Annotated in this window: 15 protein-coding genes; 10 read left to right on the top strand and 5 right to left on the bottom strand. The window is 65.3% G+C overall.

The window, feature by feature from the left end; translation table 11 throughout:
- The first annotated feature begins 63 nt into the window (after positions 1-63).
- The 10 genes from cpaB to clcA all read left to right on the top strand — a co-directional run bounded on the left by cpaB (position 64) and on the right by clcA (position 10,327).
- A complete protein-coding gene (cpaB, locus tag DK847_RS19470; RefSeq protein WP_161957395.1) occupies positions 64-1,014 on the top strand; it encodes a Flp pilus assembly protein CpaB in 951 nt (316 codons plus the stop codon).
- Positions 1,011-2,456: a type II and III secretion system protein family protein gene (locus DK847_RS19465; protein WP_111200214.1), complete on the top strand. Its 1,446-nt coding sequence runs from the start codon at positions 1,011-1,013 to the stop codon at positions 2,454-2,456. Before cpaB ends, DK847_RS19465 begins: the two co-directional genes overlap by 4 nt.
- Entirely contained in the window at positions 2,437-2,862 is a 426-nt protein-coding gene (locus DK847_RS19460) for a hypothetical protein (protein WP_146256198.1), read from the top strand. The genes DK847_RS19465 and DK847_RS19460 overlap by 20 nt, the downstream gene beginning before the upstream one ends.
- Before the next feature lie 211 nt (positions 2,863-3,073).
- Entirely contained in the window at positions 3,074-4,228 is a 1,155-nt protein-coding gene (locus tag DK847_RS19455; protein WP_111200212.1) for a CpaE/TadZ family protein, read from the top strand.
- A 2-nt stretch (positions 4,229-4,230) separates the two neighbouring features.
- On the top strand, positions 4,231-5,649 hold the full coding sequence (locus DK847_RS19450) for a TadA family conjugal transfer-associated ATPase (RefSeq protein WP_111200211.1): 1,419 nt from the start codon (positions 4,231-4,233) through the stop codon (positions 5,647-5,649).
- A 1-nt stretch (position 5,650) separates the two neighbouring features.
- On the top strand, positions 5,651-6,613 hold the full coding sequence (locus DK847_RS19445; protein WP_111200210.1) for a type II secretion system F family protein: 963 nt from the start codon (positions 5,651-5,653) through the stop codon (positions 6,611-6,613).
- A 7-nt stretch (positions 6,614-6,620) separates the two neighbouring features.
- A complete protein-coding gene (locus DK847_RS19440; RefSeq protein WP_111200209.1) occupies positions 6,621-7,580 on the top strand; it encodes a type II secretion system F family protein in 960 nt (319 codons plus the stop codon).
- 93 nt (positions 7,581-7,673) lie between these two features.
- Entirely contained in the window at positions 7,674-8,114 is a 441-nt protein-coding gene (locus DK847_RS19435; RefSeq protein ID WP_111200248.1) for a tetratricopeptide repeat protein, read from the top strand.
- Positions 8,114-8,908, top strand: coding sequence for a hypothetical protein (locus DK847_RS19430; RefSeq protein ID WP_111200208.1), 795 nt, complete (start codon positions 8,114-8,116; stop codon positions 8,906-8,908). The genes DK847_RS19435 and DK847_RS19430 overlap by 1 nt, the downstream gene beginning before the upstream one ends.
- 105 nt (positions 8,909-9,013) lie before the next feature.
- Positions 9,014-10,327: a H(+)/Cl(-) exchange transporter ClcA gene (clcA, locus tag DK847_RS19425; protein ID WP_111200247.1), complete on the top strand. Its 1,314-nt coding sequence runs from the start codon at positions 9,014-9,016 to the stop codon at positions 10,325-10,327.
- Between the two features lie 149 nt (positions 10,328-10,476).
- On the opposite strand, the gene cysK is transcribed toward clcA, so the two are convergent.
- The 5 genes from cysK to DK847_RS19400 all read right to left on the bottom strand — a co-directional run.
- The gene (cysK, locus tag DK847_RS19420; RefSeq protein ID WP_111200246.1) at positions 10,477-11,433 is read right to left on the bottom strand and encodes a cysteine synthase A; all 957 of its coding nucleotides are present in this window, start codon (positions 11,431-11,433) and stop codon (positions 10,477-10,479) included.
- Between the two features lie 62 nt (positions 11,434-11,495).
- A complete protein-coding gene (locus tag DK847_RS19415; RefSeq protein WP_111200207.1) occupies positions 11,496-12,383 on the bottom strand; it encodes a polysaccharide deacetylase family protein in 888 nt (295 codons plus the stop codon).
- 5 nt (positions 12,384-12,388) lie between these two features.
- Entirely contained in the window at positions 12,389-13,450 is a 1,062-nt protein-coding gene (locus DK847_RS19410) for an ABC transporter ATP-binding protein (RefSeq protein WP_111200206.1), read from the bottom strand.
- A complete protein-coding gene (locus DK847_RS19405) occupies positions 13,450-14,250 on the bottom strand; it encodes an ABC transporter permease (protein WP_111200205.1) in 801 nt (266 codons plus the stop codon). Before DK847_RS19405 ends, DK847_RS19410 begins: the two co-directional genes overlap by 1 nt.
- Positions 14,247-15,123 (bottom strand): ABC transporter permease (locus DK847_RS19400; RefSeq protein ID WP_342634768.1); only part of this gene is annotated, 877 nt, incomplete at its 5' end. The genes DK847_RS19405 and DK847_RS19400, both read right to left, overlap by 4 nt.

Here is a 15,123-nt window from a genome sequence, read left to right as displayed (position 1 = left end):
GCTGCAGCGGACTTCGAGATCGAGTGAAAGCGAATGCTCCCTGTGCGGACCGGCACACTTGTAATGCTTCTCGTGGCGTTGTTGTTCGGCGCGCTCGCCGTATTCATCGCCAAGGTCTGGCTTGCCAACCAGCAGGTGCAGGTCGCGCAGCAGCAGCAGACCGTGGTCCAGACGGTGAAAGTCGACACCCAGACTGTCGTGGTGGCCAAGAAGGAATTGCACTTCGGCGAACCGCTGACGCCTGAAGTGCTGACCGAGATCGAATGGCCCAAGGAAGCGCTTCCCGACGGGTCCTTCAAGACAATTGCCGACATCGACAAGGACGGGCGTCGCGTGGTGCTGACGCCGATTGCCCCCAACGAGCCCATCCTCGCGTGGAAGATTTCGGGCCCTGGCGCCCGGGCGAGCCTGTCTGCCCTCGTCAAGGAAGGCATGCGGGCCGTGACCATCCGCGTCAACGATACGTCGGGCGTGGCCGGCTTCGTGCTGCCGGGCGATCGGGTCGACGTGCTCTATACCCGCAGCGGTGATCAGGCCAGCATCGACGTGCTGTTCCAGAACGTGCGTGTCCTCGCCATCAACCAGAATGCCGACGAGAAGAACGGCGCCCCCATCGACGGCCGCGTCGCCACACTCGAACTGACTCCGGTGGATGCCCAGAAGCTGGCGCTGGCGGAATCGACCGGCGGCCTTACCTTCACGCTCCGCTCCGCAGGCTCGCTCGACGTGGCACCGGCGCGCCGCGTGGTGGAGAACGAACTCGTCTCCGATCCCTCGATGTATCAGCCCCCCAAGGATGCCCTTGCCGAGGGGCAGGCCGAACTCTCGAACCGCATCGCCGAGCTTGAAGCCCGGCTGAAGCAGAGCGAGCAGAACCGGGCCGTGCAGGTGGTGACGGATGCGAAGCCCGCCGATACGGCCGCCGAAGACGTGCTGCCGACCACGGCGCAGGTGCAGATCTTCCGTGGGCTGCAGGGCACCTCCTACACCGTTCCGCTGGATGCCAATCAATGACCCGTTTCGCCCGCCCCAGGAGCCAGCTGAGACCACTGTTCGCCGCCGCGCTGGCGCTGCTGCTGCTGTCAGCCGGGCAGATGGCCGCTCCGGCGTCGGCCGCGACGCTGGTCAAGATCTCCTCGGATGACCGGGTGGCGCGGCTGAAGGTCGTCAGCGGCCGGTCCGAAACCTTCCGCCTCACCGTTCCCTTCGGCGAGATCGTGGTGGGCGATCCCGAGACGGCCGACGTCAATGCCCTGAGCGACCGCACCCTTTATGTGCTGGGCCGTAAGCTCGGCACCACCAACATCACGCTGTTCGACGAGAACAAGAACCTGCTCGCCGTGCTCGACGTCGAGGTGACGCATGATCTCAGCGGCCTGCGCGAGGCGCTGAAGCAGGCATTGCCCGGTTCCAATCTGCGCGTGAAGAGCCTCAACGGCCGCGTCATGCTCGAAGGCGTGGTGCCAAGTGCGCCGGCCGCCGAAAAGGCGATGAACATCGCCCGCGACTTTGCCGGTGACAACGTCACCAACTCCTTCGCCATCGCCGCCAACCAGCAGGTGAACCTCGAGGTCCGCGTCATCGAGGTGGCGCGATCGGTGGGCAAGGAACTGGGGTTCAACTGGAACCTGACCAATGATGGCAACGGCTATGCCCAGGGCACCGGTGTTCAGCCAAACGCGCTGGGAATGGCCGCCGCGGCCGGGGCGCTCTCCGGCATGCTGCCCTTCGGCACCGTCATCGCTAACATTCTCGAAAACGGCACCTCGCCCGACCTGATCATCACCGCGCTGGAAGCCCGCCGCCTTGCCCGGCGCCTTGCGGAACCCAACCTCACCGCGCTCTCCGGCCAGGCCGCCAGCTTCCATGCCGGTGGCGAAGTGCCGGTGCAGACCTGCGACGGCTCGCTGGCGGACCAGACCTGCTCCGTCACCTACAAGGACTTCGGCGTCAAGCTGCGGTTCACCCCCACGGTGCTCGATGACGGGCTGATCAATCTCCAGATCAACCCTGAAGTCTCCGAAATCGATCCCTCGATCAGCGTCGACGGCAACCCGGGCTTCGTCGTGCGCCGCGCCAATACCAGCGTGGAACTTCGCGATGGCCAGAGCTTCGCCATCGCCGGCCTGCTGCAGTCGCTCAATGCCAAGGATGCGAGCAGCGTGCCGTGGATCGGCAACGTGCCGGTCATCGGCACGGTGTTCCGGTCATCCGCCTTCCAGAAGAAGGAATCGGATCTCGTCATCATCGTGACGCCGCGCCTGGTGCGCCCGGTTGGCACGCAGCAGCAGCTGAAGGATCCGCTCAACGACGGGCTGGTCTCGGCCAATGAGCCCGAGTTCTTCCTGATGGGCAAGCAGGAGGTTTCCCGCCGGAGCCTCGATAGGACCTACAACGGTGTCTACGGACACATCATCGATCTTCCACAGGTGAATTATGGCGCTCCGCAGAAGTAGTCTCCTCGCCGGCTTCCTCGTCGCTGCAGCAGTGACTGCCGTGCCCGCGCTTGCGGATGACGACACCATCAGCGGCCGCAACGACAACCGCAGCAGCTATCTCGACGACAACTACATCTACGACTACATGAACCACCGCGACTCGGTGACGATCGGGCTCGGAGATGCGCCGACCTCGAACATCATCATCATGAACCCCACGCCGTGGCCGTCCTATGTCAACAACACCGACATCAGGACACCGTCGATGCAGGGCATCAGCGCGCTCGACAACATGATCCAGCAATACCTGCCGGGCGGCGCCCGCACGCAGTACTCCGAATGGGCCAATACCGGCGCGGGCTCGTCGGCCGAAGGCGTGGGCTCGTCGACCGCGGGTGTCTCGACCGGGACAGGCGGCAACTGAGGTGAGGTGGCCGGGATGCGCCTTGTGCAGGAGACAGGTGCCGAAGCCGGGGCGCTGCCGGGGGCAGCGGCCCGCCGCAGGTGCGCCGCTGCATGCGCGCGATCACGGAATGCAATGACGCGGCTTTCCGGCGACAGCGCAGCTCTTGCCGTCTCATTCTGCCAGCGCCGTCTGACCGTTGCCTTCGGGGCAGCGTGGAGCAGCCGCTGACATGTTGCAGATCTTCAGCCGTTCGGTCCGCTCCGCCAACCCCATCATGGGGATCGGCTTCGTCACGCAGAACGAGGAAGTGGGGCGCCAGCTCAAGGAATACGTCGCCCAGCGCGAGGGTGTGGACCTGACCCTCATCGCCTCGGCGAAGGTGACGCAGGGCTTCGATCCGCGCGGCGTCAGCATCTTCGTCTATGACCTCGAATCTTCCACCGAGGCCGCCCAGCGCGAATTCGAACGCTTCATGGCGCAGCGGCCGCCGCAGTTGCCGGTGATCGTCCTGTCGCCTGCACTGGGCGACGACCTCGTCCGCTGGCTGCTGCGTCTCAGGGTGGCGGACTGGCTGAAGGCGCCGCTCAGCGCCGGAGAGCTCATTGCCGCCTGCGGCCGTGTGCTGAGCCAAAGCACGGGCGCCAAGTCCGACCTCAAGTGCATGACGTTCCTCGGCGCGCGCGGCGGCGTGGGCGCCACCGCGGTTGCCGTCCATGCCGCCCTGCTCGCGGCCGGGCGCAGCAAGTCGGCAACACCCACGACCTGCATCGTGGACCTCGACCTCACCGGCGGGGCCTGCGCGGAATATCTCGATCTCCGCCCGGCCTGGGCGCTGGACGAGATCATCGCCAATCCGGCGCGTCTCGACCCGCACATGCTTGAACTCATGACCTCGACCTACAAGAACAAGCTCGATGTGCTGTCGGCGCAGCGCAAGTTCGGCGAGGCCTTCACCTTCGCGCCGGAGGTCATCACCCGCACCCTCGACATCATCTCGCAGACCCACCAGACACTGGTGGTCGACCTGCCGCGCCACGTCGAGAACTGGACGGACGCGGTGGTGCTCGGCTCCACCGACATCTATGTCGTCACCGATTTCTCGGTCCCGGGCCTCAAGGCTGCCCGCCGCATGGTGAATGACCTGACGGGCCAGTTCGGTGAACTGGTGAAGCCGAAGGTGATCGTCAACAAGTTCAACCGTCCCCTGTTCGGAACCGGCATTTCGTCAAGCGAGGTGAAGGAACTGCTCGGCGACGTGCTGGCCGGCACCCTTCCCGCCGACGAGCGCCTGATCCGCGAGGCGATGGACCGCGGCGTGCCGACGACCGATATCAAGCCGCGCAACAGCTTCAATTCCGACCTGTCCAAGATCCTGGGGTATTGAGTATGGCCATTGGACGTTTCTCGCTCCTGAACCGCGGCAGCGCCCATCCGCAGGAACCACCTCCGGCCGCCGCCGCCGGCCCGGCCATTGCCGAACCCGTCGTCAAGGCGCCGGAAGTGACGCTTCCGGATTCCGACCCCGCCGTTCTCCGCCAGCGCCTGCTCGATGCAAAGCTGCGCATCCACGGCCGCATCATCGACGAGATCAACCTCGCCACCATCGAGAAGATTCCCCTCAAGGAGCTGCGCCCGCAGATCCATGCCCTCGTCGCCCAGCACGTGGCCACCGAGCGCCTGGTGCTGAACGCCAACGAATTCGAGCAGTTCGTCGACGACGTCCTGAACGAGATGACCGGCCTCGGCCCCATCGAACCGCTGCTGAAGGACGACACCGTCAACGACATCCTGATCAACACCCACAAGCAGATCTACGTCGAACGCCGCGGCGTGCTCGAACTGTCGGATGCGCGCTTCAAGGACGAGGGGCACCTGCTGCGCATCATCAACAAGATCGTGTCGACGGTGGGCCGCCGCGTCGACGAGAGCCAGCCGATGTGCGATGCGCGCCTTCTCGACGGCTCGCGCGTCAACGTGGCGATCAAGCCCGTTGCGGTGGACGGGCCGCTGGTGTCCATCCGCAAGTTCTCCAAGCGTCCCTATTCGATGGAAAAGCTGGTCGAGAACAACGCGCTTTCGCGCGAGATGGCGGCCGTGCTCGCGGCCGCCGTCAAGGGCCGCGTCACGGTTCTGGTGTCGGGCGGCACGGGCTCCGGCAAGACCACGATGCTGAACGCGCTGTCGAGCTACATCAGCCCCAAGGAACGCCTGATCACCATCGAGGACGCCGCCGAGCTTCAGCTGCAGCAGCCGCATGTCGGCCGCATGGAAACCCGGCCGCCGAACATCGAGGGCAAGGGCGAGATCCGCCAGCGCGAGCTCGTCAAGAACGCGCTCCGCATGCGGCCTGACCGCATCGTGGTCGGCGAGTGCCGCGGCGAGGAGGCCTTCGACATGCTGCAGGCCATGAACACCGGCCACGAAGGCTCGATGACCACCATCCACGCCAATACCACGCGCGATGCACTCGGCCGCCTGGAAACGATGATCGGCATGGCGGGCTTTCCGATGACCATCCAGAGCCTGCGCACCCAGATTGCCTCGGCCATCCGCATGGTCGTGCAGCTGCAGCGCATGAGCGACGGCAAGCGCAAGGTGGTGACGGTGAGCGAGGTGACCGGCATCGAGGGCGACGTGATCCAGATGCAGGAGATCTTCCGCTTCAACCGGCTGGGCACCACCGAGGACGGCACGGTGCAGGGGAATTTCCAGGCCACGGGTGTTCGCCCGAAGTTCCTTGCCGACCTGGCGAGCCGCGGCATCACCATTCCGTCGGCCTATTTCGATCCTTCGAAGGCGCAGTGAGATGGATACCGGCTTTTTCATCAGGATGACATTCTACGTCTGCTCGGCGCTGGCGCTGATCTTCCTCGCCGAGGCCCTTTATCTCGGCGTGCTGGCGCCGATGCGCTCGCGCCGGGCCATCAACCGCCGCCTGAAGGTGCAGAACGACGTATCCGGCGGCGAGCAGGCGATGCTGCGCCTCAAGGCGGAGCGCGGCATCAAGGGCGACGTGGCCGTCATGGGCGGCCTTCGCAAGATGCTGATCCAGTCCGGCCTGTCGCTGACGCTGGCGCGCTTCCTGACGATCATGGTACTCGCCAGCACGGCGCTGGTGACCGGACTTCTGGTGCTGACGACGCTGCCGGCTGCCGGCAGCATCGCGATCGGCCTCCTCGTCGGCATGGGCCTGCCGTTTCTGGTCGTCCGTCACATCCGCAATCGACGCCGCACCGAATTCCAGACGCAGCTGCCGGACGCACTGGACGTCGTGGTGCGCAGCCTGCGCAGCGGCCACCCGGTGCCTACGGCGCTGATGCTGGTAGGCCGCGAGATGGCCGATCCCATCGGCACGGAATTCGGCCTCACCACCGACGAACTGACCTATGGGCTGGACCTTCCCAGTGCGCTCCAGAACCTGTCGAACCGCGTCGGCGTGGCGGACATGTCGCTGCTGGTGACGGCCGTGTCGCTGCAGTCGAGCGCCGGCGGCAATCTTGGCGAGGTTCTCGAAAATCTGTCGCGCGTGCTGCGCGAGCGCTTCCAGCTGAAGCGCAAGGTGCGCTCGCTCTCGGCGGAAGGGCGGTTCTCCGCCTATGGCCTGACCATCCTTCCGGTGGCCATCGCGCTCGCGATCTATTTTCCCAACCCCAAGTACTACACGGATGTCTGGCACCTGCCGATCTTCCAGCTGGTGATGGGTGCGCTCATTGTCTGGAAGATCATCGGCGACATCATGATCTACAAGATGATCAACTTCAAATACTGACAGGTCCATGGAGCAGATCACGGCATTTTTCGCAGCCCGGGGAGATCTTCTTCTCCTTGCAGCCGTGTTTCTGGCCGTCGCCTCGCTGACCTTTGCCTTCGGTACCATCACGGCCTCATGGTCGGGCGTCAGGCGCCGCGTCAACGCGGGCACAGCATCCACCGGCGCAGCTGCCGTGACGGCGCCGGCGGCCTCGGTGCAGCGCAGTTCCGGCCCGGATTACCTGAAGGGCCTGATGCCGACGGACGAGACGAAGAAGTCCGAACTCGTCAAGTTCCTGAACTCCGCCGGCTACTATGGCGACCGGGCGCTGGTGTTGTTCCAGGCCAGTCGTATCGGCGTCGCGCTGCTGTGCGGCATGGCGACCGCGGCGCTGTTCGGCAGGCTCTATCCGGGCAAGCCCCTCATCTTCACGATAGCGGCAGCCGTGGTTCTTACTGCAATCGGATACATGCTGCCGAGGGCCGTGGTCAGCGTGCGGCGCGACAAGCTCTTCGAGGAGCACCGCCAGGGCTTTCCGGATTTCCTCGACCTTCTCGTGATCTGCGTCGAAGCCGGTATCGGTGTCGATTCCGCCATGGAGCGGATCAGCCGCGACCTGGCACGGGACTATCCCTCGCTGGCGCGCAATCTGGGTTTCATGTCACTCGAGATGAGAGCCGGCAAGTCGACCCGCGAGGCGCTGGATAATCTGGGCGTGCGGCTCGGCATTCCGGAGGCGAAGTCCTTCTCCACGCTCATCCGCCAGTCCGAGGAGCTGGGCACCAGCCTGGTCCAGTCGCTGCGGGTGTACAGCGAGGAAATGCGCCAGAAGCGCCTGGCGAGGGCCGAGGAAAAGGCCTTCGCATTGCCGGTGAAGCTGGTGCTTCCACTCGGGTTTTTCATTTTCCCGGTGGTGCTGGGGGTGACGCTGGTGCCGGTCGTGATCAAGCTTTTCACCGCGTTGGGGATATCGAAGGGGCAGTAGATGGGGTCGAGGGGAACAACCGGGTGGGCGGCACGATCAATCGTGCTGATCCTGCTTTGCACGGGGGTCACGGCATGCGCCTCGCAGGAGAACATGCTTCTGGCCGGGCCGAATGCCAAGGAGCCGACCCCGAAGGTGGAGGACGCGGCGTTCTTCGCATCGGACGACTACCTTCGCATGGGCAAGGTCTACTTCCGCAACGAGAGCTATGGGCTTGCGGCCCAGAGCTTCCGCAAGGCGGTGGAACTTACCCCCAAGGATGCCGAGGCCTGGCTCGGCCTTGCCGCCAGCTATGACCATCTGCGGCGCTTCGACCTTGCCGACCAGGCCTATGAAAAGGTGCTGCAGCTCGGCGCGCAGAACGCCACCATCCTCAACAACGCCGGCTATTCGCAGCTCTTGCGCGGCAACCTGGCAAGCGCCCGGCGCTTCCTCCTGCGCGCCTATGAGCTCGAGCCCGACAACCCCTATATCCAGAACAATCTCAAGCTGCTCGGCGAGTCCGAGAAGAGCGTGAAGCGCCCGGGCAACTGATGGCCAACGACAGCGATCGCCGCCTCGTCAGCGACCTCATGGACCTGGTCCAGAAGCGCCCGGATGATCCTGTCGCGACAGAATGGAAACGTGCAGTGCCTTCCCCCAGCCGCCGCATCCTCGACATCGTGCTGTGGAGCAGCATCACCAACCTGATCCTGCTCGGGGTATTCGTCGCCGGCTGGAACTTCGATGGCGTCCGTGCCTATGTCATCGAAAGGCTTGATCCTGCAGGCATCGGGCTGGCGGGCGGCGACGACTCGCTGCGCCTGGCCCGCCCGGAGCTTCAGGACAACGAACTCCTCACCAGCGGCCCGCAGCGGCAGCTCAAGGGATCGCTGCAGATGACCCTCGTGCCATCCTCCGCGCCGGAGGGCAGCGTGGAGCCCGCCGCCGTTACCGAACCGGTCGACGTGGCGATGGACGAAGGGACTGGGGTGGAACCCGATCAGGGCGATGGCTCGGGAGACATGACCGTGGGGCCGGAAGATCCGGCTGCGCAACTGGTCAAGAGCCCGGTCCTGCGCCGGGCGCAGTCTGGCGGTGGGGTCGAAATCGGCAGCTTCGCCACGGTCTCGCTCCCCGGGCCATCGTCGGAGTGCCTCGATACCGTCTATGGCCTGCTCGATGATGCCGGTGCCCCGCGTGACAAGCTCAAGGTGCTGGCCGACAGCCCAGCCATCAAGGTCGCCCGCTTCTGCGCGGCGAATGGCTCCATCGTCGTGACCTGCCGCATGGACCAGATCACCATCAGCCCGCGGCGGCTGAAGCCGAACGAGAGCTGCACGGGCTGACGCCCCCTGTTGTGGCTGCTCCGCGCATCGCCTAGACATCGGCGCACCATGGAACCAGCCGAGCCTTCCGACGCAAGCGCCCCGCCACGCGATGACACGCCCGACATGCGTGACGGTGGCCTGATCATGCTGGCAGGGCTGACCTTGCTGGCCGGGGCCCTGACGGGACTCGTGGCGACGCTGTTCCGGGTGCTGCTCGAACAGGCCGAGCAGCTGCGGGTCGTGCTGATCGGCCACGCCCAGGCCATGGGGGCCGCTGGTTTCGGCCTGGTTGTCGTCGTGCCGGCCGTGATGGCGCTGCTGGCGGCCTGGCTGGTACGGCGCTTTCAGCCGCATGCCACGGGCAGCGGCATTCCGCATGTCGAGGCGGTGCTGCACGGCAAGATCAGCCCGTCCGGTTCGGGACTGGCGGTGGTGAAATTCATCGGCGGCCTGCTGGCGATCGGCGGTGGCCTGGTGCTGGGCCGCGAGGGCCCCAGCGTGCAGATGGGAGCGGCCATTTCATTCGATATCGGCCGGCTCTTCCGGCGCAAGTGGGCGGATTGCCGGGTGCTGCTGGCGGCCGGCGCCGGCGCCGGCCTGGCCACGGCCTTCAACGCGCCCATTGCCGGCGCGGTCTTCGTGCTGGAGGAACTGGTGCAGCGCTTCGAGCATCGAATCGCCATCGCCGCACTCGGGGCAGCCGCCAGTGCGGTGACGGTGGGCCATCTGCTGACCGGCAATGCGCCGGATTTCCAGGTGATGCACTTCGCTGAGCCCGGCGTGGAAAGCTGGCCGCTGTTCATGATCCTCGGCGGTGTCGCCGGGGCTCTGGCGGTGGCCTATAACCGCAGCATTCTCGGGGCCCTGGCGCTGGCCGACCGGGCCAGGCGGCTGCCGGTCGAGGGCCGCGCGGCGCTGGTCGGCGCGGTGATCGGCGCGGTGGCCTGGTTCGCCCCCGGGCTAGTGGGCGGGGGCGATCCGATCACGCAGTCGATCCTGTCGGGGGGTGCGGTGCTCGCCGTGATGCCCGCCGTCTTCGCGCTGCGCTTCCTTCTGGGCGCGGCCTCCTACGCGGCAGGAACGCCGGGCGGCCTGTTTGCGCCGCTGCTGGTGCTGGGTGCGCAGATCGGCTTCCTGTTCGGCGCGGCCTGCGGCGCCATTCCCTTCATTTCCCTTCCGCCAGAAGGCTTTGCGGTGATCGGCATGGCGGCCTTCTTCGCCGGTGTGGTGCGGGCGCCGCTGACCGGGATCGTGCTGGTGGGCGAGATGACCGGCAGTTCCTCGCTGCTGCTGCCGGCGGTCTTCGCCAGTTTCACCGCGATGATGGTGGCGGAACTGCTGCGCGAGCGCCCGATCTATGATGCCTTGCGCGACCGCACGATCCGCCTGGACGCGCGGCTGCGGAATAATGACGCAGTGCAGCATTTTTTGCGTTAGCGCAATTCTCTCGCACCTGCAGCATTGGTAGAAGGGGGCGAACTCCAGTTGATCGGGACCCCTGTCATGATGCTTTTTGCCAGCCTTGCCGTTCTCACCGCCGCCGGAATGGCCCTCATCCTCTCCGCTTGGAAGAGCGGCCTCGTCGACTAGGCGAGACCGTCGAACAGCGCCGTCGAGAGATAGCGCTCGGCGAAGGAGGGGATGATGACGACGATGTTTTTCCCCTTGTTTTCCGGATGTTTGGCAATTTCCAGGGCGGCGGCGGTGGCCGCCCCGGAACTGATGCCGCCGGGCAGGCCCTCGGTGCGCGCAAGCTCGCGCGCGGTGGCCAGGGCCACGTCGTTTGACACCTTGACGATCTCGTCGATCAGCCCGGTGTCGAGGATGGGCGGCACGAAGCCTGCACCGATGCCCTGAATCTTGTGCGGCCCCGGCTGCCCGCCCGAAAGGACCGGCGAATCGGCCGGTTCGACGGCGACGACACGCAGTGTGGGGATGCGCGGCTTGAGCACGCTGCCCACCCCGGTGAGGGTGCCGCCGGTCCCGACGCCCGACACCAGAAAATCCACCAACCCATCGGTATCGTTCCAGATTTCCTCCGCCGTCGTGCGCCTGTGGATGGCCGGATTGGCGGGGTTCTCGAATTGCTGGGGGATGATGGCGCCGGGCGTCACGGCCTTCAGCTCCTCCGCCTTCGCAATGGCTCCCTTCATGCCCTTGGCGGCCTCGGTGAGGACCAGTTCGGCGCCGAGCAGCGCCAGCATCTTGCGCCGCTCGACCGACATCGACTCCGGCATGACGAGAATGAGGCGGATGCCCTTGGCGGCGGCGACGAAGGCGAGCGCAATGCCGGTATTGCCGGAGGTGGGCTCGATCAGCACTGTATCCGGCCCGATTTTACCTTCCTGCTCAAGGGTTTCGATCATCGAGACGCCGATGCGGTCCTTGACGCTGGCAAGCGGGTTGAAGAACTCGAGCTTGGCGAGGATGTTGGCCACGGCGCCGTGCTTCTTCGCCAGCCGGTCGAGCCGGACAATGGGCGTGTCGCCGATGGTTTCGGTGATCGAGCTGTAAATCCTTCCGCGGCCGGGCTTTTTGGTCATGTCACTGGTCTCCACTCGCGCCAGCCTGTCAGCCGGCGCGCCGTCTGACAAGTGAGGAATGTTCAGCCGAGCTGGCTCCGCGTGTAATAGGGCAGCTGCTCCACGCGCGGCGAATAGCTGCCGTCAGCCGTCACTTTCGCGACATGCGCGATGATGTCCTCGAGCGGTGCGAACCACACGTTCTTGGTCTTCAAAGTCTGCTCAAGCCATTGATCCACAAGGCGCCAGCGGGCCAGGCGGCCGGTGAGGAAGGGATGCCAGATGCCGATCCAGAATCCGCCGGCCTCATATTGCGCGTCGAACTCCTCCCAGAAGGCCTTGAGGCCTTCGGAGGGGGCCTTCACCGGCATCATGTAGTCGATCTCGGCGTAGTGGGCGAAGGGCGGCCAGTCATCGGTGCCCCAGTGGACGGGGGCTTCCCAGAGCGTGCCTGAGGGTGTCTTCATCAGGTAGGGAATGTCGTCCGCCATGAGGGACGAGTCATACTGGAAGCCGTTGGCGACGAGCAGGTCGATGACCTGCTGGGTGACGTTGTAGACGGGTGCACGGTAGCCGCGCGGCTTGCGGCCGATGCGTTTCTGATGAATTTCGGTTGCGGTTTCGAATGCTTTTTGTTGCCGTTCGCCACGCGTCTCGACGGGATCCTCGTGCAACAATCCGTGGTGCCCGATCTCATGCCCGTCACGCAGGATGGACTCGACCGCAGCGGGGTACTGCTCGATGCACCAGGCGGGGATGAAGAAGGACTGCTTCAGGCCATATTTGCGGTAGGTGTCGAGGATGCGCGGCACGGCGACGGTGGGGCCGTAGCGGCCCATGGAGATCGGATAGAGCCGGTCGTGCCCATCTTTTGGGCGGGAAATGTGGATGAGCGAATCCGCATCCATGTCGAAGGTGATGGCGCAGGCGCAGCGCGCGCCATTGGGCCAGGGGATGGGATTGGCGATCATGGCGCTCAGCCCTTGAGGACGTGGGCGTGGGAGGGGTCGAAGGACAGCCAGAGGGTTTCGCCCGCCTCGCGCGGGATGCCCTCGAGCAGGCGCTCCTGCACCTGGACCTTGACCTCGGTGCCGCCGGGCGCCTCGAAGAACAGGGTGACCATCGAGCCCACGAATTCCTCCGAGATGAGCTGCGCGGTGAAGCTGTTGGTGGCCGTGGGCCTGGTCGTGGACAGCGAGACCACGTCGGCGGCGACGACGAAGCTGACCTGCTCGCCGGGCTTCGCCTTGCCGTCGAGGGTGAAGGTGCCTGCCGCCGTCTCGACGTTGCCGGCCGCGTTCACGCTGCCGGCGAAGATGTTGTTGCGGCCGACGAACTCGGCGACGAAGCGCGAGGCCGGGGTGCGGTAGATGTCGCGCGCCGAGCCGATCTGCGCGATCTCGCCCTTGGACATGATGACCACGCGGTCGGCCATGGCGAAGGCCTCCGACTGGGAATGCGTGACATAGACGAAGGTGATGCCGAGCTCGCGCTGGAGCTTCGTCAGCACGCCTTGCATGCGGATGACGAGATGCGCATCCAGCGCCGAGAGCGGTTCGTCGAGCAGCAGGATCTTGGGCTCGGTGACGAGGGCGCGGGCGAGCGCCACGCGCTGGCGCTGGCCGCCCGACAGCGCGTTCACGTCGCGCTCGGCGAATTCGCCGATCCCCATGCGCTCCAGCCAGTCGAGCGCCTTCTTGCGGCGCGTCGGCTTGTCGAGCCCGCGCATCTTGAGGCCGAACTCGACGTTCTCGCGGGCATTGAGGAAGGGGAAGAGGGCGAGTGACTGCCAGACCATGGGCGTGTCGCGCTCATGCGGCTTGACGTCGACGAGGGACTTGCCGGCAAGGCGGATGTCGCCCTCGGTGGGCTGTTCGAGGCCCGCCAGCATGCGCAGTGTCGTCGTCTTGCCGCAGCCCGAGGGACCCATGAAGGCGAGGAACTCGCCCTCGCGGATCTCGAAATTCATGCGCTTCACCGCTTCGAAGGTGCCGAAGCGCTTCACGACATTGTCGAAGACGACGAGGGGTTCGGCCATCAGGCGGATTCCGGCTTTCTGGCAGGCCTCAGGGCGAGGACCTGTGCAATGACGACGAGGGTGATGGAAACGAGGAAGACGGCGGTGCCGATGGCATTGACCTGCGGGTCGATGTTGCCGGTAAGGATCTCGAGGATGACGACGGGCACCGTCTTGTTGAGGCCCGAGACGAACCAGGCGACCGCGAATTCATCGAAGGAGACCGCCGCGGTGAGGCAGAGGCTGGCGATGATGGAGGGGAGTGCAAAGGGGATGACGACGGACTTCATGGTCACCCATTCAGACGCGCCCAGGTTCCATGCGGCCGGCTCCAGATTGGGGTCCATCTGGTTGAGCCTCAGCCTGATCACCGCCATGGCGAAGGGCGCGCAGAGCACGGTGTGGGCGATGATGATGGAGAGGGTGAGCCCCGAGGCATTGAACATGGAGAGCCAGCCCAGCATGGCCAGCGCCAGGATGATGAGCGGGATCGTGGGCGGCAGCAGGGCCAGCACGAGGAAGGCCTTCTTGCCGAAGAAGTCGTAGCGGTAATCGGTATAGGCCGCCGAGAAGCCGATGGCGGTGGAGAGGATGGCGGTGACGGTGGAGACGATGAGGCTCCGCAACGCGGCATCCCAGACTTCCGGATTGCTGAAGGCCTTCACGTACCATTCGGTGGTGAAGGAGCCCAGGGGGATCGTGGGGAAGCGGTCGGAATTGAACGAGAAGACGAGGCTCGCCACGATGGGCGCGAAGACGAAGATGAAGATGAGTGCGGTGTAGAGCGCCAGCACCCAGCGGAGGAGACGGTCGTCCTTCATTTTCCGCGCTTCCTGTAGGCGAAGCCGATGGCGCTGAAGGCCACGACCAGCAGGGTGACGATCATCATGATGGCGACCACCGCTGCGCGCGGCCATTGCTGGCCCGATTTCGAAGTGTCGACGATCATGATCGACAGGGTGGGGGGCTTCGAGCCGCCGAGATAATAGGGCGCCACGAAATCGCCGAAGGACAGGATGAAGCAGAAGACGGCGGCGACCACGAGGCCGGTCTTGGCCAGCGGCACGACGACGGTGAAGACGGTGCGCAGGCGCCCGCAGCCAAGGTTATGCGCCGCCTCGACGAGGCGCTTGTCGATGTTGGCGAGCGAGAAGGTCTGGAGGATGACGGCGAGCGGCAGGCAGAGCACGAGATAGCCCACCATGGTGCCGAATTGGCTGTTGAGCATCTGCCAGGGGCCGAGGCCCAGCCAGGAAATGGCGGCATTGATGACGCCCTGCTGGGCGAGGATCACCTGCCAGGCGAAGATGCGCACCAGGTAGCTGGTGAAGAAGGGAATGATGAGGAAGAACACCGCCCAGCGGCGTGCGGCATCGCTGGCCTTGAAGGCGAGGAAATAGCTCGCAGGGAAGGCAATGGCGCTGGTGATGACGGTGGCCAGCAGGGCGAGCCAGAGCGTGTAGAAATAGGCGTCCCAGAAGAAGCCCTTGGAGAGCATGCGCGTCCAGTTCGAGAACTGGAAGGCCCACTCCATGCGGTAGTTCTTCACCAGGAAGAAGGACATGGCCACCATGAAGAGCAGGGGGCCCACGAAGAACAGCCCCTGCCACACGATCAGCGGCAGGCGCCAGGCGATGGCGTAGAGGTCGGGCTTGGTGGCGGGCTTGGTGGTCATGTCAGGGCGCGTGCAGAGA

The organism is Aestuariivirga litoralis, assembly GCF_003234965.1.
Taxonomy (GTDB): Bacteria; Pseudomonadota; Alphaproteobacteria; order Rhizobiales; family Aestuariivirgaceae; genus Aestuariivirga; species Aestuariivirga litoralis.
This window is presented reverse-complemented; position numbering and strand designations above follow the sequence as displayed.